Below are 21,154 nucleotides of genomic sequence, written 5' to 3'. Positions count from 1 at the left end.
TGAATTATCCCAGTTTCGTTCGCTCACGCAATACTCATATTGGGTTCAGACGCAAAATCCGAAGCCTGAGAAGGACACACACCATGACAAAGACCATCCTGCACATCGACGCCTCGGCCCGCCGCACCGGCTCGGCCACCCGCGACCTGTCGGCCCGCATCGTCCAGCACCTGGGCGCCAACCGCATCATCCGCCGCGACCTGGCCACCCCCCTGCCCTTGCTGACCGAGGACTGGATCACCGCAAACTTCACCCCCGCCGATCAACGCGACGCCACCCAGCGCGACCTGCTGGCCCTGTCGGACGAGTTGGTCAAGGAACTGCAGCAGGCCGACACGGTGGTGATCGGGCTGCCGATCTACAATTTCTCGGTCCCCGCCGCCTTCAAGGCCTGGATCGACCTGGTCGCCCGCGCGGGGCTGACGTTCTCATATACCGAGAATGGCCCCAAGGGCCTGCTGGAGGGCAAGCGCGCCATCCTCGCCATCGCCTCGGGCGGTACCGCCGTGGGGTCCGAGATCGACTTTGCAACCGGATACGCCCGCCATGTTCTGGGCTTCATCGGCATCCACGACGTGGATGTGGTGGCCGCCGACCGCATGGCCCTGGACCCGGAAGCCGCGCTGAGCAACGCGCAGAAAGCCGTCGCCGAACTGGCCGCATGATGCGACCGGGCGCCACTGGTGGCGCCCGGTTTTCCACTCCCCGTCAGGCGCGCTCGGACGGGCGCGCCTTTCAGGGCAGCCAGGTGACCTCGCACCCGATCCGGTCGAAGAAGGCCATCAAGTCGTCGCGCGCCATGGCCACCGTCCGGTCGTTGACCAGCGGATGCATATAGATCACGTCCACGCGCTGCGCCGCGTCGTCCATGAAGAACCGTACACCGTTGCCAACGCCGTTGATCATCGCCAGCGGGCTGACCGCGCCAGGACGGATGCCAAGGTTCTGCATCAGCCGATCCGCCGACCCGAAGGTCAGGTTGCCCACCCCCAGTTCGGCGCCCAGCGCCTTGAGGTCGATCTCGCGGCTCTGTTCCAGCGTCACCAGGTAGTTCCGCTTTTTCTTGACGCGCAGATACAGGTTCTTGAGCCGCAACGCGTTTTCACCCGGCACCATGAACTGATCTTCGACCGCCTTCGACTCTTCGACCGTCCGCAGCGGGACGTGGCTGTGCAGACGATAGGGCAGCCCCCAATCGTCCAACAGCGCCAGCAAGGCGTCCGAACTGAGCGGCAATGAGTCCTGAAAGGCGGATGAGGCGTCCATGGTCTTCTCCTGAATATCGCGCCAGTGATGGCCGACGGGGCCAGACGATGCAACCCGGCAGGCGCGGATGGTTGACTCGGGCAGCCAATGGGCCTAAACGCCAACGCAACATCCGGAAGCGTGTGTTCTTCCGGTCCCTTGAGTCGTTCAGGGATCGCCCCCCACCAGCGAGTTTCGCCCGTGGGGGCGTTTGTGCATTGACCCGTCCGCCCCTATCTATGGGGCGCCAACCGACAACCGGCGAAGGAGGCCGAAGGCATGTTTGAAAATCTATCCGAACGCCTCTCTGGCGTCTTTGACCGGCTGACCAAACAGGGCGCCCTGTCCGAGGAAGACGTCAAGACCGCCCTGCGTGAGGTTCGCGTGGCGCTGCTTGAGGCTGACGTTTCGCTGCCGGTGGCGCGTGCGTTCGTCAAGAAGGTGCAGGAACAGGCGACCGGCCAGGCGGTGACCAAGTCGATTACGCCGGGCCAGCAGGTCGTCAAGATCGTGCATGATGCGCTGGTCGATACCCTGCGCGGAGAGGAAGACCCCGGCAAGCTGAAAATCGACAACCCGCCCGCCCCGATCCTGATGGTCGGCCTGCAGGGCTCGGGTAAAACCACCACCACCGGCAAGCTGGCGAAACGCCTGAAAGAAAAAGAGGGCAAGAAGGTCCTGATGGCCTCGCTGGACGTCTACCGCCCGGCGGCGATGGACCAGCTGGCGGTTCTGGGCACCCAGATCGGGGTGGACACCCTGCCGATCGTGCCGGGGCAGAAGCCGGTGGATATCGCCAAGCGCGCCAAACAGCAGGCCACGCTGGGCGGCTATGACGTCTACATGCTGGATACCGCGGGCCGTCTGCATGTCGACGAAGTCCTGATGGACGAGGTCGAGCAGGTCCGCAACGTGGTCGACCCGCGCGAGACCCTGCTGGTGGTTGACGGCCTGACCGGTCAGGTCGCCGTAGAGGTCGCCGAGGAGTTCGACGCCAAGGTCGGCATCACGGGCGTGGTCCTGACCCGGATGGACGGTGACGGCCGCGGCGGCGCGGCGCTGTCGATGCGCGCAGTGACCGGCAAGCCCATCCGCTTCGTCGGTCTGGGCGAGAAGATGGATGCGCTGGAAACCTTCGAGCCCGACCGCATCGCGGGCCGTATTCTGGGCATGGGCGACATCGTGGCCCTGGTCGAAAAAGCCCAGGAGACCATGGAGCTCGAGCAGACCGAGCGCATGATGAAGCGCATGATGAAGGGTCAGTTCAACATGAACGACCTGAAGATGCAGCTGGAACAGATGATCCAGATGGGGGGCATGCAGGGCCTGATGGGCATGATGCCGGGCATGGGAAAGATGGCCAAGCAGATGGATCAGGCCGGGCTGGACGACCGGATCCTGCGCCAGCAGATCGCCATGATCCAGTCGATGACCAAGAAGGAACGCGCCAACCCCGCGCTGCTGCAGGCCAGCCGCAAGAAACGCATCGCGGCCGGTTCGGGCATGGAGGTCAGCGACGTCAACAAGCTGCTCAAGATGCACCGACAGATGTCGGACATGATGAAGAAGATGGGCAAGATGGGCAAAGGCAAGATGCTGAAACAGGCCATGAAGGGCATGTTCGGCAAAGGCGGGCCCAGCCCCGAGGAAATGGCCGCCGGCATGGACCCTAAGGCGCTGGAAGCCGCGGCCAAGGCGATGGGCGGCAAGATGCCCGGCGGCATGCCCGGCATGGGCGGCGGCATGGCCCTGCCCCCCGGCCTGAGCGGGTTCGGAAAGAAGAAGTAAGTGACCGCGCCCGTCGCATATCCGTGGGAGGCTTCGGCCACCGGCCCCGCTGCCGACCTGTCGGCGCGGCTGGCGGCGGACTTGCCGCGGCTGGAGACCGCGCGGCTGGTGCTGCGCGCGCCGCGGATCGGGGATTTCGACACCTATGCCGAAATCCTGATGTCGGACCGCGCCGAACACATGGACGGCCCGTTTGACCGGCAGGCGGCCTGGCTGGATTTCTCGCAATACGTCGCGGGCTGGCTGCTGCGTGGCGCGGGAATGTGGGCCATCGAGGACCGTGCAGGCGGTCAGGTGCTGGGCTTCGTGTCGATCGGCATGGAATTCGGCGACCGCGAGCACGAGTTGGGCTATTTGCTGACCGAAGCCGCCGAAGGGCGTGGCATCGCAACCGAAGCGGCCGAAGCCGCCCGCGACTTTGCACTGGGTCCGCAGGCCCTGCCGTCACTGGTCAGCTATGTAGACCACGACAACGCGGCCTCGGCCCGCGTGGCCGAGCGTCTGGGCGCCCAGCGCGACCTGCAGGCCGAGGCCGGGTTCGGCGAGCCGGTTCTGGTCTATCGCCACCTGCCCGGCGACGGCGATGGCGGGATGGAGGCCTACGCATGACGACCTTTGCCATCCCGACCCTTGAGACCGAGCGCCTGATCCTGCGGGCGCCGCATCTGGACGACCTGCCGGCCATGACCGCCTTCTACGAGACCGAGCGCAGCCGCATGGTGGGCGGGCCAAGGGATGCGGCAGACTGCTGGAGCGTGCTGGCGAACCGTCTGGGCCACTGGGCGCTGCGTGGCTATGGCCTGTGGCACCTGACCGAAAAGTCCAGCGGCGCTTTCGTGGGCTGGACCGGCATGATCTATGTACCCGGCTGGGACGAACCCGAGCTGGGCTGGACCCTGATGGAACAGGCCGAGGGCAAGGGGCTGGGCTTTGAGGCCGCGCAGGCCGCCCGCGACCACGCGGCGCGCCATCAGGGACTGAACGGCGTTATCAGCTATATCGCCCACGCCAATGACCGTTCGCGCGCTCTGGCACAGCGCCTCGGCGCGACCTACGAGCGCGAGGGCGAAGTGCTGGGCAAGTCCGCACAGATCTGGCGGCACCCGAAACTCGACACGTCAACGACCGATCTGAACACCGAAAGGACCGGCCAATGAACAATCCCGTGACGCGGGCCGCGGCCTTGCTGAAAGACCACCGCGAAAGCATCGACCGGCTGGACGCGATCCTGGTCTATACGCTGGCCGAGCGGTTCAAGCACACCCAGGCCGTTGGCAAGCTCAAGGCCGAACACGACCTTCCCCCGTCCGATCCCTCGCGCGAGGCCGCGCAGATCGCACGGCTTGAAGACCTGGCGAAAGAGGCGGATCTGGACCCCGATTTTGCCAAGGCTTTCCTGAATTTCATAATTCAGGAAGTCATTCGACACCACAAGAAACACCAGAAGTGAACCAGAGGTTCAACAAACACCAGAAGTGAACCCGAGGTTCAGCAAACACCAGAAATAGCCGGAGCAATCCGGCCAACGCCATCCAAAGGAGATACCACAATGGCAATGAAAATTCGTCTGGCCCGTGGCGGCTCGAAAAAGCGCCCCTTCTACCGCATCGTTGCAGCGGACAGCCGCATGCCGCGTGATGGCCGCTTCATCGAGAAGCTGGGCACCTACAACCCGCTGCTGCCGAAAGACAGCGAAGAGCGCGTGAAGATGAACATGGAGCGCATCCAGTACTGGCTGGACCAGGGCGCGCAGCCGACCGACCGGATCGCCCGCATGCTGGAAGCCGCCGGCGCCAAGGAGAAGACCGAGCGCAACAACCCCAAGAAGGGCACTCCGGGCAAGAAAGCCCAGGAGCGCGCCGAAGAGAAGGCCGCAAAGGCAGCCGAAGCCGCTGCTCCGGCAGAAGAAGCCGCTGCAGAAGAATAAACAGGCGGGCGCGTGCAGGATCAGGCCTTTACCGACGAATTCCGCACGCAGTTCGATCTGTTGATGCGGCTCCGGCGCGACGTGCGCCGGTTCCGCACCGACGCGGTGGACGAGGCAGTGCTGACGCGCTGCCTCGACGCGTTTCAGCTGGCCCCTTCGGTGGGTCTGAGCGAACCCTGGCGCGTGATCCGCGTCGAAAGCGACGCGGCCCGTACCGCGGCGCTGGAGAATTTCAAGGCCGCCAATGACGCCGCGCTTGCGGGCTATTTCGGAGACCGGGCGCATCTGTACAGCCAGTTGAAGCTATCGGGTATGCAAGAGGCTCCGGTGCAGCTGGCGGTGTTCTGCGATGACGCCACCGACAAGGGCCAGGGGCTGGGCGCGGGCACCATGCCCGAAATGCGCCGCTATTCGGTGGTCTCGGCCGTCACTTTGTTTTGGCTGGCGCTGCGCGCGCATGGGATGGGGTTGGGCTGGGTTTCGATCCTCGATCCCGACCGGCTGGCCCGCGACCTGTCGGTGCCCGACGACTGGCGGCTGATCGGCTATTTCTGCGTGGGCTGGCCCGAGGAAAGCTCGGACACGCCCGAGCTGGAAACTCTGGGCTGGGAGTCCCGCCGCGGCAGCCTGCCGGTGGACGTGCGGTAGGATGCCATGTTCGGATTGATACGCCTTCCCATCCTGTTGCTGATCGCCTTTATTGTGGGCGTGTTCTTTGAACGCAGCAATCAACGCGAAGTCTGCGCCGAAATCGGCCGGTGGATGAACGGAACTTGTGTGACGACGGAAATGCCCAATGACTGATCTGATCTGTGTCGGCAGCATCGCCGGGTCCTTCGGCGTACGCGGCGAGGTCCGCCTGAAAAGCTATTGCGCGGTTCCCGAGGATATTGAGAACTACTCCCCCCTGACCGACGAGACCGGCACCGAGCGCTATCCGCTGATCATCACGCGCGCAATCAAGAACGGGTTTGCCGCGCGCTTGGGCGGGGTCGAGACCAAGGAGCAGGCTGACGCCCTGAAGGGGCTGCGCCTTTTTGCCCGGCGCGATCAGTTGCCGTCGCTGCCGGATGACGAATTCTATCACGCCGACCTGATCGGGCTTGAGGTCTATGACACCGGCGGCACCCTGCTGGGCAAGGTCAAGTCAGTGCAGAACCACGGCGCCGACGACCTGCTGGAACTGCACGGGCCGGGGCTGAAAACCACCGTTCTGCTGCCCTTCACAAAGGCGGCAGTACCCACGGTTGACCTTGAGGCCGGCCGCATCGTCGCCGACCCGCCCGAAGGGCTGCTGTGATGCGGCGCATCCTGCTGCATCTGGGCCTGCACAAGACGGGCACCACGGCGGCCCAGTCGTTTCTGTTCGAAAACCGCGAACTCATCTGGCCACACCACGCGTTGGTGCTGCCCTATGTCACCCGCAAGCGCGGGTTGTCCGAGGCGGCCACCCGCCATTCGCTCTATGGCACGGTGGGCACGCTGGCCGAGTTCGGTTCGCAGTTTCATGCCCTTCTCGACTCGCTGGATTTCGGCGAAAAGCGCGGGCTGGTGCTGAGCGAGGAGAATTTCGCCGGGCTTCGGCCTAGTCGCAATCCGGCGGTGGGCTATGACGCGGCGCCCGAACTGGCGGCCTGCATCGTGGACATGGTGCGCAACCGGCTGGCGGGGGATCCGCTGGACATCACCGTCTATCTGTCGCTGCGCCAGCGCGGCAGCTGGCTGCGCAGCCTGTGGGCACACGACCTTCAGCGCACCCGGCTGGTTCTGGATTTCGACGCCTTCCGCGACAAGCTGGCCGACCTGCCCTCGCCCCAGCAGACCGCCGAAGCGATCCGCGACCGGCTGCCTTCGGTCCGCGTGCAGACGGAATGGCTGGAAGAACTGCGCGAACGCCCGTTTGGCCCCGGCACGCCCTTCGCCGAATTCCTGATCCTGCCGCGCGAAAAGGCCGCGCAGCTGATCACGCCGACCCGGTCCAACCCCGCCCTGCCCGAGGCCACGTTGAAGGCGATGCTGGATCTGAACCGATCGGGGCTGGACGAGGCGGCGCTGGTCCGGCAGAAGGCCCGCATCGTCGAAGACGCCCGGAACAGCCTGACCCCTCAGCCATGACGGACAAACCCGCCAAATCCCACGGCCGCAAGGCCATCCGCCCCACCCTGAAGCCGCGCGAGCTGTTGACGCCGACGCCGGACCTGTACGGCGTGTGGAAGGCCAAGGTGATCACGCTGTTCCCCTCGGCCTTTCCCGGTGTTCTGGGCGAAAGCCTGACCGGCAAGGCCCTGCAAGACGGGCTTTGGCAGCTGGAAACCGTCGATTTGCGACAGTTCGGCATCGGCAAGCATCGCAATGTCGACGACACGCCCGCTGGCGGCGGCGCCGGCATGGTGCTGCGCGCCGACGTGCTGGGCGCGGCGATCGAACACACGATGGACGGCGTGCAGGGCAACTGGCCGTTGGTCTATCTCAGCCCGCGCGGCCGCCGGATGGACCAGCGCATGATGCAGAATTTCGCCCGCTGCGACGGCCTGACCCTGCTGTGCGGCCGGTTCGAAGGCGTGGATGAACGGGTGCTGGAGCACTACGGCATCCAAGAGGTCTCGCTGGGCGATTTCGTGATGACCGGCGGCGAGATCGCCGCGCAGGCGCTGATCGACGCCACCGTCCGGCTGCTTCCCGGCGTTCTGGGCAACCAGGCCTCGGCCGAGGAGGAGAGCTTTGCCTCGGGGCTGCTGGAACACCCGCAGTATACCCGCCCGGCCGAATGGAAAGGCCGCCCGATCCCCGACGTCCTGATGTCGGGCCATCACGGCCGCATCGCCGAATGGCGGCAGCAGATGTCGGAACAGATCACCCGCGAACGCCGCCCCGATCTTTGGGCCTCCTATCGCAAGGAACAGGGCGAGGACTAGGGCCCGCCGGTCTTCCACCGCGTCCACAGATCGGGCGAGCCGTTGAAGGCGTTGATGTCCACCCGCCCCTGCACGCCCGGCACAAGCCCGGTGCCCGTGTACTGCCAGAACCGCCAGACCGCCCGGGGATAGACATTGCGCGGATGCCCCGCGACCGAGCGCAGCCAGAACTCGGTCTTGGGCAGTCGGCCAATGCTAGTGTCCGCGTAGAAATCGACCGTGGTGTAGACGATCGGCCGGCGGCCGTAGTGACGTTCGAGGATATCAAGGAACCGCTGCGCCTCGGCCCGGACGGTCTTGCCGTCGGGGCGCAAAGTGCAGGTTTTCGAATGCGGCGTCCACTCCATGTCGAGCACATGCGGCAGGTCGGCCCCACGCGGCACGTTGCGGATGAACCATCGGGCCTGCTCGGCCGCGGGACGACAGAAATAGTAGTAGTGATAGGCGCCCCAGGGCACACCCGCCGCCGCCGCGCCGCTGCTGTGGTTTTCGAACATCGGGTCGGCCACGTCGCCGCCCTCGGTCGCCTTGATGAAGACAAAGCTGATGCCCGCGGCCTTGGCCTGGCGCCAGTCGATCTGGCCCTGCCAGCGCGACACGTCCAGCCCGTGAACGGGATAATGCTCTGGTCGGCGGCGGTCCCAGTCATGCGGATCGGCATCGGCAAAGGCTGGATACAGGGCCTGCGGCGCCGAGCGGTCGTACCCGGCCGGCAGGTCGGTCACCTGCGGCGCGGGCGTGCGGCGTCCGCAAGACAGCAGCAACAGGCCGATGGCCACACCGAGTATGACTTTGCGCATCCTATCGTCCTGCCTCAGATATCGTTGCCCGATCATCACCAGCATGCCTGAGTGCCCGAATATCGCAACATTTGCGTTCCACGGCGGCGGATTTTCACCGCTGCGCCAGTGAAACCCGGTGAATCGGGCTTGATCTACCTCCGCGAATTGCCTAAACGGGCGCAATCCGGTGGCGCCCTGCGGCGACTCCGGTGTTTTGGTTTGTGTCGCAGGATCGCACCCGGCTTTCTTCGGATCGGGGAAGCTGCACACGAAACCGCACGGAAGGAACAGTCGACCTGATCTCTGGCGGGCTGCGCAAGCGGGACCCGGGGAAGACCAAGAGCTCTCGGGCCGTGCCAACTTCGTGGACCAACCACGAGCAGATAGGAGTACCTGCGATGGACCTGATCGCACAGCTTGAGGCGGAACAGATTGCCGCCCTGGGGAAAGAGATCCCCGATTTCAAAGCCGGTGACACCATCCGTGTCGGCTACAAGGTGACCGAAGGCTCGCGCACCCGCGTGCAAAACTACGAAGGCGTCTGCATCGCGCGCAAGAACGGCAATGGCATTGCCGGTTCGTTCACCGTCCGCAAGATTTCGTTCGGCGAAGGCGTGGAACGCGTGTTCCCGCTGTATTCGACCAATATCGACAGCATCACCGTTGTCCGCCGCGGCCGCGTCCGCCGCGCCAAACTGTACTACCTGCGCTCGCGCCGCGGCAAATCGGCCCGGATCGCGGAGGTCACCAACTACAAGCCCAAGGCTGACGCCGAGGCCGAAGCGTAAGGAGCGGACCCATGAAAAAAGACATCCACCCCGATTACCACATCATCGACGTCAAGATGACCGACGGCACCGTGGTTCAAATGAAATCCACCTGGGGCGCCGAGGGCGACCAGCTGGCCCTGGAAATCGACCCGTCCTCGCACCCGGCTTGGACCGGCGGTTCGTCGCGCTTGATGGACGCGGGCGGCCGTGTGTCGAAATTCAAGAAGAAATACGAAGGTCTGGGCTTCTGATCCCACGCTATCGCGTTTCAAGGCCGTCCCGTCGGGACGGCCTTTTTTATTTGTATGGCTCAATTGTCGGGCACGTCTAGATCGAACACGATGATCCCCTCGGCTCCATTCTCGCACAATGCACACAGTTGGCCGCCCAATTGCCGATGCACCGGATGTTCTGCATAGACACGCAGCGCCTCGGCATCGGCAAACCGGATCACGAAGCCGTCGCGCCAGACCTGCGACTTTCCCTCGAAATCGCGGTTGGGGCCATAGTCGAACCCAATCGCGCCGGCCAACTCGGCGCACAAATCCGAGAGCCCTTGCACCACATCCCGCCGCGCCTGCTGCGGCGCGTCGGTGCGAAAGGTGAAGAAAACGCAGTGCAGGATCATCGGCCGTCCCTTTCTCTGACGCGCGGGTGGTCGGGTCGTCTTCGGTGGTCCAAGGCGTCCGCCCCCAAATGACAGTGCCTGATCTTGACGCAGGAAGCCGATTCGACCGCTTTCCTTTGGCGCACACACAACATATAGTGGCTGCAAACAACGTGTAGTCAAACACGACGGAACCGGGGAACACTGGCATGGCACATATCATCGTGGTGGGGAACGAAAAGGGCGGCGCAGGCAAATCGACCGTCTCCATGCATGTTGCCACCGCGCTGGCGCGGCTGGGACACAAGGTCAGCACGCTGGATCTGGATCTGCGGCAGCGCAGCCTGGGCCGGTATTTCGAGAACCGGCGCAATTTTATGGCCAACGAGCATCTGGACCTGCCCAGCCCGCGCCACCACGACCTGCCCGAGATCGACGCAAGCAAGCTCAAACCCGGCGAGAATATCTATGACCACCGCCTGTCCGCCGCCGTGGCCGAGCTGGAAAGCGACAGCGATTTTATCCTGATCGACTGCCCCGGGTCACACACAAGGCTTAGCCAGGTGGCCCATTCGCTGGCCGACACGCTGATCACGCCGCTGAACGACAGTTTCATTGATTTCGACCTTCTGGCGCGGATCGACTCGAAGGGCGAAAAGATCCTCGGCCCCTCGGTCTATTCCGAGATGGTGTGGAACGCCCGGCAACTTCGGGCGCAGGCAGGGCTGAAGCCCATAGACTGGGTCGTGGTGCGCAACCGCGTGGGCACCCAGCGCATGGTCAACAAGGAAAAGATGCAGCGCGCCATCGAGATGCTGTCGAAACGGATCGGCTTCCGCGTTGCCTCGGGCTTTTCCGAGCGTGTGATCTTTCGCGAACTGTTCCCGCGCGGGCTGACTCTGCTGGACCTCAAGGATGTCGGGGTGAAACAGCTCAACATCTCGAATATCGCCGCCCGGCAGGAGCTGCGCGACATGATGCGCGAACTGAATTTGCCAGGGGTCGAGATCGATTTCTAAGCCGTCGGCGCGTAGATCGTGAACAGCTCTTTGGGCTCGGGAACGCCGCGCAGCATGTAGCGCCCGACCGAGATCAGTTCCTGTTCGCAGGGCTGAGCGGCGCGGGCAACGTCATCCGAGATCAAGATACGCCGGTCTAGCGACCGGTGCATGCCTGCGATGCGCGCAGCCTGGTTCACCGCCGGTCCGATCACGGTGAAATCCAGCCGGCTTTCAGCGCCGATATTGCCATACAGGATTTCGCCCGAATGCAGGGCAAGGGTGAAATTGGCGATCGGTAAGCCGGCGGCGGCCCGTTCCGCGTTGAGCACCGCAATGCGCTCTTGCAGAACAGTCACAGCGGCCAGCGCGGCGCGGGCGTCCTCGTCAATCTCGCCCACGTCGAACATGGCCATCAGACCGTCGCCCATGAATTTCAGGATATTGCCGCCACAGCCCTGAACGACCTCGACCGCCACGGCCAGATAGTCGTTCAGCATTGCGATGATGTCCGACCCGGGAAGGCGTTCGGCGAGCCCGGTAAAGCCCTCCAGGTCGAAATTCCAGATCACGGCGTCGATCTGCTGCAACGATCCGCGCCGGATTTCCCCCGACAACACGCGCCGACCCGCATCCCCCCCCAAATAGACGCGCAGCAGATCCTGCGCCATTTTTCGGTTCGAGGCCGATTTCAAGGCCAGACCCAGATGCGGCAGGGCATATCGGATCAGATCCAGGTGAATTTCCTCGAACCCCTCGGCATGGTCCGTCGTCCAGGACATCAGAACGCCCTCGGGCATCTGGTCCAGGGCGATCCGGTTTTCGGGCTCGACCTTCTGCAGAACCAGACCGGATGCAAAGTAATCGGTGGCACCTTTCTGATGCAACTCGTTCAGAAACGGAAATCGGCTGGGTTCGTTCTGATCTTTCAACCTTTCACGCAGCTCCTTCGCCCCGCTCTGCAGCATCGCGTAGAGCGGGCTTGAAACCCACTGATCGGGCAATTCCTCGCGGTGCTCGTAATTCTCGACGCTGCCCCCTTCGTCCCGGTACCAGTTGAATCCGGTGCCGCCATAAATGGGGTGATAGGCGCTCTGGGCGGCGTGAAACCGCATCAGGGGAACGCCCGCATCCACAAGCCGCAGGCAATAGCCTTCGAGTATTTCCGACTGTTCGGCCCCTTCCAGCCCCCGGTCCAGCAACCATCCAATCAGGTCATCGGCGCGGGCTTTGGGGTCGGTGGATGGCATCTTGGGGCTCCGTCTGGTCTGACCCCCCACTTGGGGGTTGCGGGGCCAGAATACCAGAGGTCAGTCCATCCCGGCCAGCCGCCGCAGCATCATCCGCAACAGCGCCGCCTCGCCCGTGGTGAACATGCCCGCTAGCCGGGCGTCATAGTCGCGGGCGATGTCGCGCAATTCGCGGTACACCGCCAGACCGGCGGGGGTCAGGGTCAGCCGCTCCATCCGGCGGTCGTTTTCGTCGCGGGTGCGCCGCAGGTATCGGCGCTGTTCCAGCTTATGCACCGCGCGGCTGATCTTGGTCTTGTGCATCTTGGCACGTTCCCCGATCTGTTTGGCGGTCATCTCTCCGTAATTGCCCAGGTGGAACAACACGCGCCATTCGGTGCGCAGCATCCCATAGCGGTTCTTGTAGACCTTCTGGAAATCCAACGAGCTTTCCTCGGCCGCCTGGTTGAGCAGGAAGGGCAGGAAATTTCGCAGGTCGAAGTCATCTTTTTCGGCGGAATCTGGCTGTGTCATGGTTGTTAGTTACAAAATCAACTATTATCCGACAAGCAGCAAACGGAGGAACCCCGATGAATCGTCCGACTGACCCGCACGCTCTGACCCAAGCCAGCACGCCCGTTGGCACCCACGCAGGCTATATGCCCGGCTTTGGAAATGACTTTGAAACCGAGGCGCTGCCGGGCGCACTGCCGCAGGGCATGAACAGCCCGCAGAAATGCAACTATGGCCTTTACGGCGAACAGCTCAGCGGCACCGCCTTCACCGCCAACCCGCCCGAGCGCACCTGGTGCTATCGCATCCGGCCGTCGGTCAAGCATTCGCACCGCTATGAAAAGATCGACCTGCCGTATTGGAAAAGCGCCCCGAATGTCGATCCGGACGTGATCAGCCTGGGCCAGTACCGCTGGGACGCGGTGCCCCATTCCGACCAACCGCTGACCTGGCTGACTGGCATGCGCACCATGACCACCGCCGGGGACGTGAACACCCAGGTCGGCATGGCCAGCCATATCTATCTGGTCACCGAATCGATGGTGGACGACTATTTCTTCTCGGCCGATTCCGAGCTGCTGGTGGTGCCGCAGGAAGGCCGCCTGCGCTTTGCGACCGAGCTGGGCATCATCGACCTCGAACCCAAGGAGATCGCCATCATCCCGCGCGGGCTGGTGTACCGGGTCGAGGTGCTGGAAGGCCCCTGCCGCGGCTTCGTCTGCGAGAACTACGGCCAGAAATTCGAGCTGCCGGGCCGCGGCCCGATCGGCGCCAACTGCATGGCCAATCCGCGTGACTTCAAGGCACCCGTGGCCGCGTTCGAAGACCGTGAAGTGCCCTCGACCGTGACGATCAAGTGGTGCGGCCAGTTCCACACCACCAAGATCGGCCACAGCCCGCTGGACGTGGTGGCCTGGCACGGCAACTACGCGCCGTACAAATACGACCTGCGGACCTATTGCCCGGTCGGAGCCATCCTGTTCGACCACCCCGATCCGTCAATCTTTACCGTGCTGACCGCGCCCTCGGGCGTACCGGGCACGGCCAATATCGATTTCGTCCTGTTCCGCGAACGCTGGATGGTGATGGAGGACACGTTCCGCCCGCCGTGGTACCACAAGAACATCATGTCCGAGCTGATGGGCAATATCTATGGCCAGTACGACGCCAAGCCGCAGGGCTTCGTGCCGGGCGGAATGAGCCTGCACAACATGATGATCCCGCATGGACCCGACAAGGAAGCCTTTGAAAAGGCGTCCAACGCCAATCTGGGGCCGGACAAGCTGGACAACACCATGTCCTTCATGTTCGAGACCCGCTTTCCGCAGCACCTGACCGCCTTTGCCGCGAACGAGGCGCCGCTGCAGGATGACTACATCGATTGCTGGACGGACCTGGAAAAGAAATTCGACGGTACGCCCGGCAAGAAATGACACCGGTGGCCCCACGGCCACCGCACCGCACAAGGAAACGCAATGCCTTTGATGAAATCTTGGGTGGCCTCGGCCAATGACGCGAACCACCCTTTTCCGCTGAACAACCTGCCTTATGGCGTCTTTTCGACCGCAGGGTCCGAGCCGCGCTGCGGTGTGGCCATCGGGGACATGATACTTGACGTGTCCGCAGCCGAGGCCGAGGGGCTGATCACGCTGGGCGACGAGCCGCTGTTCGATCTGCCCTTCTGGAACCCGCTGATGGAACAGGGGCCGGCCGTCTGGGCCGCGCTGCGCGAGCGGCTGACCGCCATGCTGGCGAAGGGGTCGAAAGAACAGGACAAGGTCGAACCGCTGCTGGTTCCGCAAGCCGAGGCCCAACTGCACATGCCCTTTGCCGTCAGCGAATACACCGATTTCTACGCGGGCAAGCACCACGCCATGAACGTCGGCACCATGTTCCGCGGCCCGGAAAACGCTCTGCCGCCCAACTGGCTGCACATCCCCATCGGCTACAACGGCCGGGCCTCGTCGGTGGTGGTCTCGGGCACCGATATCCGCCGCCCGTGGGGACAGCTGAAATCCCCCGACCATGACCGACCCGCCTTCCTGCCCAGCCGCCGTTTCGACATCGAACTGGAGATGGGCGCCATCGTAGGCACCCCGTCCGACGGCCCGATCACCGTGCAAGAGGCCAACGACCACATCTTTGGCTATGTCCTGCTGAACGACTGGTCGGCGCGCGACATCCAGGCCTGGGAATACCAGCCGCTTGGCCCGTTCCAGGCCAAGGCCACCGCCACCTCGATTTCGCCTTGGATCGTGACCAAGGCAGCGCTGGACCCCTTCCGCTGCGACACGCCCGCGCGCGAGGTCGAACTGCTGGATCACCTCAAGGATTGCGGTCCGATGCTCTATGACATCGAGCTGGAGGTGACGATGGCGCCCCCGGGCAAACCGGCGACCACCATCGCCCGCACCAACTACAAGGAAATGTATTATTCCTCGGCGCAGCAACTGGCGCACCACACCACTTCGGGCTGCCCGATGAACGTGGGCGACCTGCTCGGCTCGGGCACCATCTCGGGGCCGACGAAGGACAGCCGCGGCTCATTGCTGGAACTCAGCTGGGGCGGCAAGGAGCCGATCACGCTGGAGACCGGAGAAACCCGCAGCTTCATCGAGGACGGCGACACACTGACCCTCAAAGGCGCCGCCCGGGGCGACGGCTACACGATCGGCTTCGGCGACTGCACCGGCACAGTGCTGCCCGCCCTTGAAGACCCATACGCACGATAAGGAGCGCCACATGGCCAAGGCATTCGCGTCCCAGGGGGACATGACCGAAAAGAAAATCTCGTTCACCGAGGTGGGTGAAGGTCTGTACGCCTTCACCGCCGAAGGCGATCCGAACTCGGGCGTGATCATCGGCGATGACAGCGTGATGGTGGTCGAGGCCCAGGCCACGCCGCGCCTGGCGCAGAAGGTGATCGACTGCATCCGGTCCGTAACCGACAAGCCGATCACCCATGTGGCGCTGACCCATTACCACGCGGTCCGCGTGCTGGGCGCCAGCGCCTTCGGCGCGCAGCAGATCATCATGTCGGACATGGCCCGCGCCATGGTCGTCGAGCGCGGTCAAGAGGACTGGGACAGCGAATTCCAGCGCTTTCCGCGCCTGTTCGAAGGGCATGAAAGCATCCCCGGCCTGACCTGGCCCACCACCACGTTCAGCGATACGATGACGGTCTATCTGGGCAACCGCCGGGTCGATCTGATGCATCTGGGGCGGGCGCATACGGCCGGCGACATCGTGATCCACGTGCCCGACCAGAACGTGATGTTCACCGGCGACATCGTCGAATATCACTCGGCCTGCTATTGCGGCGACGGGCATTTCGGCGACTGGGGCGACACGCTGGATCAGATCCAGTGGTTCGACGTGGATGCCATCGCGCCGGGGCGCGGCGATGCGCTGGTCGGCAAGGAAATGGTGAATGCCGCCATCGAGAACACCCGCGACTTCGTCGAAAGCACCTATCGCCCGGCGGCAAAGGTGGCCGCGCGCGGCGGCAGCCTGAAAGAGGCCTGGGACGCAGTGCGGGCGGAGTGCGATCCGAAATTCTCGGACTATGCCATCTACGAGCACTGCCTGCCCTTCAACGTGGCCCGTGCCTATGACGAGGCGCGCGGCATTGACACCCCGCGCATCTGGACCGCCCAGCGCGATCTGGAGATGTGGGAGGCCCTGCAGGGCTGAGAAATGGCCCGGCGACTTGATCCAGATCGTGTCGCCGGCCTGAAAACGATGCAACCATGGAGGAGAGCCATCGGCGCCCCGCGCCGGTGGGCGGAGGTTGTGCGCCCGGCGCACAGAACTTGGGGAGAGAGCCCATGAACAAGATTTTTGAACAGCCGCTCTATGCCTATGCCCGCAGCCCCGATCAGGATGCCCCCACCCCGGTGCGGCATCAGGTGATCGTGATCGGCGCAGGGCCGGTCGGGCTGGCCGCCGCCATCGACCTGGCCCAGCAGGGCGTCGAGGTGGTGGTGCTGGACGACAACGACAAGGTCAGTTTCGGCAGCCGCGCAATCTGTTTCGCCCAGCGCACGCTGGAAATCGCCGACCGGCTGGGGTGCGCCCGCCCGATGGTGGACAAGGGCGTGCTGTGGAACACGGGCAAGGTGTTTTTCGACGACCGCAAGGTCTATGAATTCAACCTGCAGCCCGATGAGGGCTATGCCCATCCGGCCTTCATCAACCTTCAGCAATACTACTTTGAGCAGTTCATGGTCGAACGGGTCCGCGAGTTACAGACCCAGGGCGTACCGATCGAGATCCGTGGCCGCAACAAGGTCGAGGCAATCGGCACCCATGACGACCACGTCAAGCTCGAGGTGGAAACGCCCGAGGGGTCGTACACCGTCGAGGCCGACTGGCTGATCGCCTGTGACGGGGCCAATTCGCCCACCCGCCGGATGCTGGGGCTGGATTTCGTGGGCCGCGTGTTCGATGACAACTTCCTGATCGCCGATGTGATCATGGAAGCCGATTTCCCGTCCGAGCGCTGGTTCTGGTTCGACCCGCCCTTCAACCGCGGCCAGTCGGCGCTGCTGCACAAACAGCCCGACAACGTCTGGCGCATCGACCTGCAACTGGGCTGGGACATCGACAAGGAACGCGAAAAGCGCCCCGAAAACGTGATCCCGCGCCTCAAGGCGATGCTGGGCGAGGACGTCCAGTTCGAGCTGGAATGGGTCAGCATCTATACCTTCCAGTGCCGCCGGATGGAGAAATTCCGCCACGGCCGCGTCCTGTTTGCTGGCGACAGCGCCCATCAGGTCAGCCCCTTCGGCGCGCGTGGGGCCAATTCGGGCCTGCAGGACACCGACAACCTGTGTTGGAAGCTGAAGATGGTCCTTGACGGCACCGCGCCCGACAGACTGCTGGACAGCTATGATGTCGAGCGCATCCATGGCGCGGACGAGAACATCCTGAACTCGACCCGCTCGACCGATTTCATCACGCCGAAATCGGAAATGTCACGCATCCTGCGCGACGCGGTTCTGGACCTGAGCGAACATTACGAGTTCGCCCGCCCGCTGGTGAATTCCGGCCGGCTGAGCGTGCCCTGCACTTATGACGGCTCGCCGCTGAATTCGGCCGATGCGCTGAATGGTCCGGCCGAAACGCGCCCCGGCTCGCCCTGCCCCGATGCTCCGCTGGGGGATGCGTTCCTGTTGCCCAAGCTGGCGGGCAAGTTCACCCTGTTGACCATCGACGCCGACGCCCCAGACAGGATCGAGGAAGAGGGCGTGATGGTCGAGCGGCTGGCGCTGTCGGTCAAGGATGACCGGACGCTGGCGCTGAAGCGGCGGTATCTGGGCGACGCGGCAGGCGCGGTCTATCTGATCCGGCCCGACCAGCATGTGGCGGCGCGGCGCGACAGCTATGAAGACAACGCGTTCCGGCAGGCGATCCGCCGGGCCATCGGCAAGGAGTAGGCACAATGGATGAACTGATCCTCACCCCGAATATCGACGGCGCGGATGATTTCTATGCCGATCTGCTGGCCGCGCACGACGGTCTGGACAAGGCCGAAAGCGATGCGCTGAATGCGCGGCTGGTGCTGGTGCTGGCCAATCACATCGGTGACCGGACCATCCTGAAACAGGCAATCGACGCGGCCAAAGCCCGATGAGTGACGTCGTCCTGTATGACTACTGGCGGTCCTCGGCCAGCTACCGGGTGCGCATCGCGTTGAACCTGGCCGGGATCGCCTATCGCGCGCAGACCGTCGATCTGGTCAAGGGCGAGCAGACCGCGCCCGCGCATCTGGCCCGAAACCCGCAGGGCTTTGTGCCGGTGCTCGAAATCGACGGCGTGCAGCTGACCCAGTCGCTGGCCATTCTGGACTATCTCGACCGGACGCGGACCCTGAACCTGCTGCCGGACGAACCGGTCGCGCGGGCCAAGGCGCAGGCGCTGGCCCATGCCATTGCGGTGGATCTGCACCCGGTCTGCAACCTGAAGGTCGCCCGCCACGCGACGCAGTTGAGCGGCGGACGGGGCGACATGCCCGGCGACTGGATGCGCCATTTCATCCGCCCCGGCCTGATGGCCTTTGAGGCGATGCTGGAAGGGTTCGAACAAGCCCCCTATTGCACGGGACCGGCGCCCGGGCTGGCCGATCTGTGTCTGATCCCGCAGATGTACAACGCCCGGCGCTGGCAGGTCGATCTGTCGGACATGCCGCGCATTCTGGCGGTCGAGGCAGCCTGTGCCGACCACCCCGCCTTTGCAGCGGCCCACCCGGACGCCCACGCGCCAGGCTGAGCCGCGCACAGGGTCTGTGTGCCGATGCGTCTGTGCACCGGCGCCGATCGGGCCTAGCCTTGTGCCGGAAATCACCGCACGAGACCCCCGATGCCACAGATCACCGGCTATCACGCCCATATCTATTTCGACGCCGAAACGCAGGACACCGCCCGCCGTGTCTGCGAGGAGGCTGCACGCCTGTTCCCCGCCCAGATGGGCCACATGCACAGCCGCAATGTCGGCCCCCACCCGCGCTGGAGCTGCCAGTTGAGCTTTGCCGCCGATTGCTTCGATAAGGTGATCCCATGGCTGATGCTGAACCGGCAGGGGCTGACCGTGTTCACCCACCCCGAAACCGGCGAACACCTGCCCGACCACCGCGATCGGGCGATCTGGATGGGCGAGATGCTGGACCTGAACCTGTCGATCTTTGACCGGCTGGGCGCCTAGCCCAGCGCCCGCGCCTGTTCCCTGAGCTTGAATTTCTGGATCTTGCCCGTCGATGTCTTGGGCAGCGGCCCGAACATCACCGTCTTGGGCGCTTTGAAATGGGCCATGTGGTCGCGGCAGAACGCGATCAGATCGGCCTCGGTCGCCTCGGCGCCCGGCTTCAGTTCGACAAAGGCGCAAGGCGTCTCGCCCCATTTCTCGTCCGGTTTGGCGACCACGGCGGCCTCCATCACCGCGGGGTGCTTGTAGAGGATATCCTCGACCTCGACCGACGAGATGTTTTCGCCCCCCGAAATGATGATGTCCTTTGACCGATCCTTCAGCGCGATATAGCCGTCGGGATGCATTACCCCCAGATCGCCCGAGGCGAACCAGCCGCCGCGGAACGCTTTCTGCGTGGCCTCGGGGTTCTTGAGATATCCTTTCATCACGATGTTGCCCTGCATGAAGATCTCGCCCAAGGTCTCGCCATCGGCCGGCACCGGTTCGAGCGTTTCCGGATCGGCCACCATCAGCCCGGACAGGGCGACGTATTTCACCCCCTGCCGCACCTTGAGCTCGGCCCGTTCTTCGGCGGGCTTGTCATTCCATTCGTCCTTCCACGCGCAGACGACCGACGGGCCGTAGGTTTCGGTCAGGCCATAGACATGGGTGACCTCGATGCCCATCCCCTCCATCGCGGCGATCACCGCGGCGGGGGGCGGGGCGCCTGCGGTCATCACCTTGATCTCATGATCGAAGTCCTTGAGGTGATCGGGCGCGTTGGCCAGCATGTTCAGCACGATCGGCGCGCCGCAGAAATGGGTGACCTTCTCGTCCCGGAAGGCCTTGTAGATCGGCTCGTCCCGCACAGCGCGCAGGCACACGGACGTGCCCGCATTCGCGGCCATGGTCCAGGGGAAACACCAGCCGTTGCAGTGAAACATCGGTAGCGTCCACAGATAGACCGAATGCTGCGGCATACCCCATGTCAGGATGTTCGACGTGGCGTTCAGCGCCGCGCCGCGGTGGTGATAGACCACGCCCTTGGGGTTGCCGGTGGTGCCAGAGGTGTAGTTCAGCGTGATGGCGTCCCACTCGTCCTGCGGCAGCGACCAGTCGAATTCCGGGTCGCCCTCGGCCAGCAGGGCGTCATACGTCAGCGCGCCCAGTTTTTCACCACCATCGAAACTCGGATCCTCGATGTCGATGACCAGAATGTCGTGATCAAACTGCTCCAGCGCCTGCTTCACCACGCCCGAGAATTCGGGATCGACCAGCAGCACCTTGGATTCGGCGTGGTTCAGGATGAAGGCGATGATCGGGGCATCGAGCCTTGTGTTGATCGCGTTCAACACCGCGCCTGCCATTGGCACGCCGAAATGGGCCTCGTACATCTCGGGGATGTTGGCGGCGATGATCGATACCGTATCGCCCGTGCCCACCCCACGCGCGGCCAGCGCGCTGGCCAACCGGCGGCAACGCGCATAGGTCTGCGCCCAGCTGTAGCGTCGGTCGCCATAAACCACGGCCGGATAGTCAGGGTAAACGGCTGCCGTCCGCTCGATATAGCTGAGCGGGGACAGGGCCGTGAAATTGGCCGGGCACTTGTCCAGATCGCGCTGATAGATGTTGTGGGTCGCCATCCGCCTCTCCTCCCCAAATCGTCGGATTTTTCGTATTGAGCACAAAGGTTGCC

General features: G+C 64.0%; 27 protein-coding genes. 21 read left to right on the top strand and 6 right to left on the bottom strand.

The window, feature by feature from the left end:
* Window positions 1-83 precede the first annotated feature (83 nt).
* Window positions 84-665, top strand: coding sequence for an FMN-dependent NADH-azoreductase (locus AC2FMN_RS13540; protein ID WP_496688756.1), 582 nt, complete (start codon window positions 84-86; stop codon window positions 663-665).
* Window positions 666-735: 70 nt separating this feature from the next.
* Here AC2FMN_RS13540 and AC2FMN_RS13535 read toward each other — a convergent pair whose 3' ends face one another.
* A complete protein-coding gene (locus tag AC2FMN_RS13535) occupies window positions 736-1,266 on the bottom strand; it encodes a prolyl-tRNA synthetase associated domain-containing protein (protein ID WP_496688754.1) in 531 nt (176 codons plus the stop codon).
* Window positions 1,267-1,524: 258 nt separating this feature from the next.
* On the opposite strand from AC2FMN_RS13535, the gene ffh reads away from it, so the two are divergent.
* The 10 genes from ffh (at window position 1,525) to trmD (ending at window position 7,875) form a co-directional block, all read left to right on the top strand.
* Window positions 1,525-3,033 (top strand): signal recognition particle protein, encoded by a 1,509-nt coding sequence (ffh, locus tag AC2FMN_RS13530; RefSeq protein WP_496688752.1) that lies wholly within the window; start codon window positions 1,525-1,527, stop codon window positions 3,031-3,033.
* Window positions 3,034-3,642, top strand: coding sequence for a GNAT family N-acetyltransferase (locus tag AC2FMN_RS13525; protein WP_496688750.1), 609 nt, complete (start codon window positions 3,034-3,036; stop codon window positions 3,640-3,642). It begins immediately after the preceding gene.
* Window positions 3,639-4,190 carry a GNAT family N-acetyltransferase gene (locus AC2FMN_RS13520; protein WP_496688748.1) on the top strand — a complete coding sequence of 184 codons (552 nt, stop codon included), beginning with the start codon at window positions 3,639-3,641 and terminating at the stop codon, window positions 4,188-4,190. The genes AC2FMN_RS13525 and AC2FMN_RS13520 overlap by 4 nt, the downstream gene beginning before the upstream one ends.
* Window positions 4,187-4,483, top strand: a complete 297-nt coding sequence (locus tag AC2FMN_RS13515; protein ID WP_005981236.1) for a chorismate mutase — start codon at window positions 4,187-4,189, stop codon at window positions 4,481-4,483. The genes AC2FMN_RS13520 and AC2FMN_RS13515 overlap by 4 nt, the downstream gene beginning before the upstream one ends.
* A 99-nt stretch (window positions 4,484-4,582) precedes the next feature.
* On the top strand, window positions 4,583-4,960 hold the full coding sequence (gene rpsP / locus AC2FMN_RS13510; protein WP_496679359.1) for a 30S ribosomal protein S16: 378 nt from the start codon (window positions 4,583-4,585) through the stop codon (window positions 4,958-4,960).
* Between the two features lie 12 nt (window positions 4,961-4,972).
* Window positions 4,973-5,608, top strand: coding sequence for a 5,6-dimethylbenzimidazole synthase (gene bluB, locus AC2FMN_RS13505; protein ID WP_496688746.1), 636 nt, complete (start codon window positions 4,973-4,975; stop codon window positions 5,606-5,608).
* Between the two features lie 6 nt (window positions 5,609-5,614).
* Complete coding sequence (locus AC2FMN_RS13500; protein WP_496679363.1) at window positions 5,615-5,764, top strand: hypothetical protein; 150 nt, start codon at window positions 5,615-5,617, stop codon at window positions 5,762-5,764.
* Window positions 5,757-6,260: a ribosome maturation factor RimM gene (rimM, locus tag AC2FMN_RS13495; RefSeq protein WP_496679364.1), complete on the top strand. Its 504-nt coding sequence runs from the start codon at window positions 5,757-5,759 to the stop codon at window positions 6,258-6,260. Before AC2FMN_RS13500 ends, rimM begins: the two co-directional genes overlap by 8 nt.
* Window positions 6,260-7,075: a hypothetical protein gene (locus tag AC2FMN_RS13490; RefSeq protein WP_496688744.1), complete on the top strand. Its 816-nt coding sequence runs from the start codon at window positions 6,260-6,262 to the stop codon at window positions 7,073-7,075. Before rimM ends, AC2FMN_RS13490 begins: the two co-directional genes overlap by 1 nt.
* Window positions 7,072-7,875, top strand: coding sequence for a tRNA (guanosine(37)-N1)-methyltransferase TrmD (trmD, locus tag AC2FMN_RS13485; RefSeq protein WP_496688742.1), 804 nt, complete (start codon window positions 7,072-7,074; stop codon window positions 7,873-7,875). The genes AC2FMN_RS13490 and trmD overlap by 4 nt, the downstream gene beginning before the upstream one ends.
* Here trmD and AC2FMN_RS13480 read toward each other — a convergent pair.
* The gene (locus AC2FMN_RS13480) at window positions 7,872-8,675 is read right to left on the bottom strand and encodes a glycoside hydrolase family 25 protein (RefSeq protein ID WP_496688740.1); all 804 of its coding nucleotides are present in this window, start codon (window positions 8,673-8,675) and stop codon (window positions 7,872-7,874) included. The two genes, trmD and AC2FMN_RS13480, sit on opposite strands and share 4 nt — an antisense overlap.
* A 380-nt stretch (window positions 8,676-9,055) precedes the next feature.
* Here AC2FMN_RS13480 and rplS point away from each other — a divergent pair, with 380 nt between their 5' ends.
* Complete coding sequence (gene rplS, locus AC2FMN_RS13475) at window positions 9,056-9,445, top strand: 50S ribosomal protein L19 (RefSeq protein ID WP_496679371.1); 390 nt, start codon at window positions 9,056-9,058, stop codon at window positions 9,443-9,445.
* A gap of 11 nt (window positions 9,446-9,456) precedes the next feature.
* A complete protein-coding gene (gene rpmE, locus AC2FMN_RS13470) occupies window positions 9,457-9,678 on the top strand; it encodes a 50S ribosomal protein L31 (RefSeq protein ID WP_496679373.1) in 222 nt (73 codons plus the stop codon).
* Between the two features lie 59 nt (window positions 9,679-9,737).
* Here rpmE and AC2FMN_RS13465 read toward each other — a convergent pair whose 3' ends face one another.
* On the bottom strand, window positions 9,738-10,055 hold the full coding sequence (locus tag AC2FMN_RS13465; RefSeq protein WP_496688738.1) for a Dabb family protein: 318 nt from the start codon (window positions 10,053-10,055) through the stop codon (window positions 9,738-9,740).
* A gap of 188 nt (window positions 10,056-10,243) precedes the next feature.
* On the opposite strand from AC2FMN_RS13465, the gene AC2FMN_RS13460 reads away from it, so the two are divergent.
* Window positions 10,244-11,053, top strand: coding sequence for a division plane positioning ATPase MipZ (locus AC2FMN_RS13460; protein ID WP_496679377.1), 810 nt, complete (start codon window positions 10,244-10,246; stop codon window positions 11,051-11,053).
* Here AC2FMN_RS13460 and AC2FMN_RS13455 read toward each other — a convergent pair.
* A complete protein-coding gene (locus AC2FMN_RS13455; protein ID WP_496688736.1) occupies window positions 11,050-12,282 on the bottom strand; it encodes an adenylate/guanylate cyclase domain-containing protein in 1,233 nt (410 codons plus the stop codon). The genes AC2FMN_RS13460 and AC2FMN_RS13455 overlap by 4 nt on opposite strands.
* A 60-nt stretch (window positions 12,283-12,342) precedes the next feature.
* Window positions 12,343-12,795, bottom strand: coding sequence for a MarR family winged helix-turn-helix transcriptional regulator (locus AC2FMN_RS13450; RefSeq protein WP_496679380.1), 453 nt, complete (start codon window positions 12,793-12,795; stop codon window positions 12,343-12,345).
* Between the two features lie 56 nt (window positions 12,796-12,851).
* Here AC2FMN_RS13450 and hmgA point away from each other — a divergent pair, with 56 nt between their 5' ends.
* From hmgA to AC2FMN_RS13415, 7 genes are all read left to right on the top strand, one after another.
* Window positions 12,852-14,207 carry a homogentisate 1,2-dioxygenase gene (hmgA, locus tag AC2FMN_RS13445; protein WP_149776335.1) on the top strand — a complete coding sequence of 452 codons (1,356 nt, stop codon included), beginning with the start codon at window positions 12,852-12,854 and terminating at the stop codon, window positions 14,205-14,207.
* A gap of 42 nt (window positions 14,208-14,249) precedes the next feature.
* Window positions 14,250-15,506: a fumarylacetoacetase gene (fahA, locus tag AC2FMN_RS13440; protein ID WP_496688734.1), complete on the top strand. Its 1,257-nt coding sequence runs from the start codon at window positions 14,250-14,252 to the stop codon at window positions 15,504-15,506.
* Window positions 15,507-15,516: 10 nt separating this feature from the next.
* Complete coding sequence (locus AC2FMN_RS13435; RefSeq protein WP_496688732.1) at window positions 15,517-16,467, top strand: MBL fold metallo-hydrolase; 951 nt, start codon at window positions 15,517-15,519, stop codon at window positions 16,465-16,467.
* Window positions 16,468-16,601: 134 nt separating this feature from the next.
* On the top strand, window positions 16,602-18,212 hold the full coding sequence (locus tag AC2FMN_RS13430) for an FAD-dependent oxidoreductase (protein WP_496688730.1): 1,611 nt from the start codon (window positions 16,602-16,604) through the stop codon (window positions 18,210-18,212).
* Window positions 18,213-18,217: 5 nt separating this feature from the next.
* Window positions 18,218-18,409, top strand: coding sequence for a DUF2783 domain-containing protein (locus AC2FMN_RS13425; RefSeq protein WP_149776332.1), 192 nt, complete (start codon window positions 18,218-18,220; stop codon window positions 18,407-18,409).
* On the top strand, window positions 18,406-19,044 hold the full coding sequence (maiA, locus tag AC2FMN_RS13420; RefSeq protein WP_496688728.1) for a maleylacetoacetate isomerase: 639 nt from the start codon (window positions 18,406-18,408) through the stop codon (window positions 19,042-19,044). Before AC2FMN_RS13425 ends, maiA begins: the two co-directional genes overlap by 4 nt.
* 90 nt (window positions 19,045-19,134) lie before the next feature.
* Window positions 19,135-19,476, top strand: coding sequence for a DOPA 4,5-dioxygenase family protein (locus AC2FMN_RS13415; RefSeq protein ID WP_496688726.1), 342 nt, complete (start codon window positions 19,135-19,137; stop codon window positions 19,474-19,476).
* Here AC2FMN_RS13415 and AC2FMN_RS13410 read toward each other — a convergent pair.
* Window positions 19,473-21,101 (bottom strand): acyl-CoA synthetase, encoded by a 1,629-nt coding sequence (locus AC2FMN_RS13410; protein WP_496688724.1) that lies wholly within the window; start codon window positions 21,099-21,101, stop codon window positions 19,473-19,475. The genes AC2FMN_RS13415 and AC2FMN_RS13410 overlap by 4 nt on opposite strands.
* Between the last annotated feature and the right edge of the window lie 53 nt (window positions 21,102-21,154).

The sequence above is a fragment of the Ruegeria sp. BHSC037 genome (genome assembly GCF_059613045.1).
The sequence above is the reverse complement of the archived record's forward strand: the minus strand, read 5'-3'. Positions and strand labels throughout refer to the sequence as shown.

What these genes read in the sequence shown, in the direction of transcription:
- trmD (WP_496688742.1), top strand. Translation starts at nt 7,072, where the DNA reads ATGACGGACAAACCCGCCAAATCCCACGGCCGCAAGGCCATCCGCCCC.
- AC2FMN_RS13535 (WP_496688754.1), bottom strand. Translation starts at nt 1,266, where the DNA reads ATGGACGCCTCATCCGCCTTTCAGGACTCATTGCCGCTCAGTTCGGAC.
- AC2FMN_RS13540 (WP_496688756.1), top strand. Translation starts at nt 84, where the DNA reads ATGACAAAGACCATCCTGCACATCGACGCCTCGGCCCGCCGCACCGGC.
- AC2FMN_RS13415 (WP_496688726.1), top strand. Translation starts at nt 19,135, where the DNA reads ATGCCACAGATCACCGGCTATCACGCCCATATCTATTTCGACGCCGAA.
- rimM (WP_496679364.1), top strand. Translation starts at nt 5,757, where the DNA reads ATGACTGATCTGATCTGTGTCGGCAGCATCGCCGGGTCCTTCGGCGTA.
- rpsP (WP_496679359.1), top strand. Translation starts at nt 4,583, where the DNA reads ATGGCAATGAAAATTCGTCTGGCCCGTGGCGGCTCGAAAAAGCGCCCC.
- AC2FMN_RS13435 (WP_496688732.1), top strand. Translation starts at nt 15,517, where the DNA reads ATGGCCAAGGCATTCGCGTCCCAGGGGGACATGACCGAAAAGAAAATC.
- AC2FMN_RS13425 (WP_149776332.1), top strand. Translation starts at nt 18,218, where the DNA reads ATGGATGAACTGATCCTCACCCCGAATATCGACGGCGCGGATGATTTC.
- AC2FMN_RS13515 (WP_005981236.1), top strand. Translation starts at nt 4,187, where the DNA reads ATGAACAATCCCGTGACGCGGGCCGCGGCCTTGCTGAAAGACCACCGC.
- fahA (WP_496688734.1), top strand. Translation starts at nt 14,250, where the DNA reads ATGCCTTTGATGAAATCTTGGGTGGCCTCGGCCAATGACGCGAACCAC.
- ffh (WP_496688752.1), top strand. Translation starts at nt 1,525, where the DNA reads ATGTTTGAAAATCTATCCGAACGCCTCTCTGGCGTCTTTGACCGGCTG.
- AC2FMN_RS13490 (WP_496688744.1), top strand. Translation starts at nt 6,260, where the DNA reads ATGCGGCGCATCCTGCTGCATCTGGGCCTGCACAAGACGGGCACCACG.
- hmgA (WP_149776335.1), top strand. Translation starts at nt 12,852, where the DNA reads ATGAATCGTCCGACTGACCCGCACGCTCTGACCCAAGCCAGCACGCCC.
- AC2FMN_RS13460 (WP_496679377.1), top strand. Translation starts at nt 10,244, where the DNA reads ATGGCACATATCATCGTGGTGGGGAACGAAAAGGGCGGCGCAGGCAAA.
- rplS (WP_496679371.1), top strand. Translation starts at nt 9,056, where the DNA reads ATGGACCTGATCGCACAGCTTGAGGCGGAACAGATTGCCGCCCTGGGG.
- AC2FMN_RS13465 (WP_496688738.1), bottom strand. Translation starts at nt 10,055, where the DNA reads ATGATCCTGCACTGCGTTTTCTTCACCTTTCGCACCGACGCGCCGCAG.
- rpmE (WP_496679373.1), top strand. Translation starts at nt 9,457, where the DNA reads ATGAAAAAAGACATCCACCCCGATTACCACATCATCGACGTCAAGATG.
- maiA (WP_496688728.1), top strand. Translation starts at nt 18,406, where the DNA reads ATGAGTGACGTCGTCCTGTATGACTACTGGCGGTCCTCGGCCAGCTAC.
- AC2FMN_RS13500 (WP_496679363.1), top strand. Translation starts at nt 5,615, where the DNA reads ATGTTCGGATTGATACGCCTTCCCATCCTGTTGCTGATCGCCTTTATT.
- AC2FMN_RS13520 (WP_496688748.1), top strand. Translation starts at nt 3,639, where the DNA reads ATGACGACCTTTGCCATCCCGACCCTTGAGACCGAGCGCCTGATCCTG.
- AC2FMN_RS13410 (WP_496688724.1), bottom strand. Translation starts at nt 21,101, where the DNA reads ATGGCGACCCACAACATCTATCAGCGCGATCTGGACAAGTGCCCGGCC.
- AC2FMN_RS13450 (WP_496679380.1), bottom strand. Translation starts at nt 12,795, where the DNA reads ATGACACAGCCAGATTCCGCCGAAAAAGATGACTTCGACCTGCGAAAT.
- AC2FMN_RS13480 (WP_496688740.1), bottom strand. Translation starts at nt 8,675, where the DNA reads ATGCGCAAAGTCATACTCGGTGTGGCCATCGGCCTGTTGCTGCTGTCT.
- AC2FMN_RS13430 (WP_496688730.1), top strand. Translation starts at nt 16,602, where the DNA reads ATGAACAAGATTTTTGAACAGCCGCTCTATGCCTATGCCCGCAGCCCC.
- AC2FMN_RS13455 (WP_496688736.1), bottom strand. Translation starts at nt 12,282, where the DNA reads ATGCCATCCACCGACCCCAAAGCCCGCGCCGATGACCTGATTGGATGG.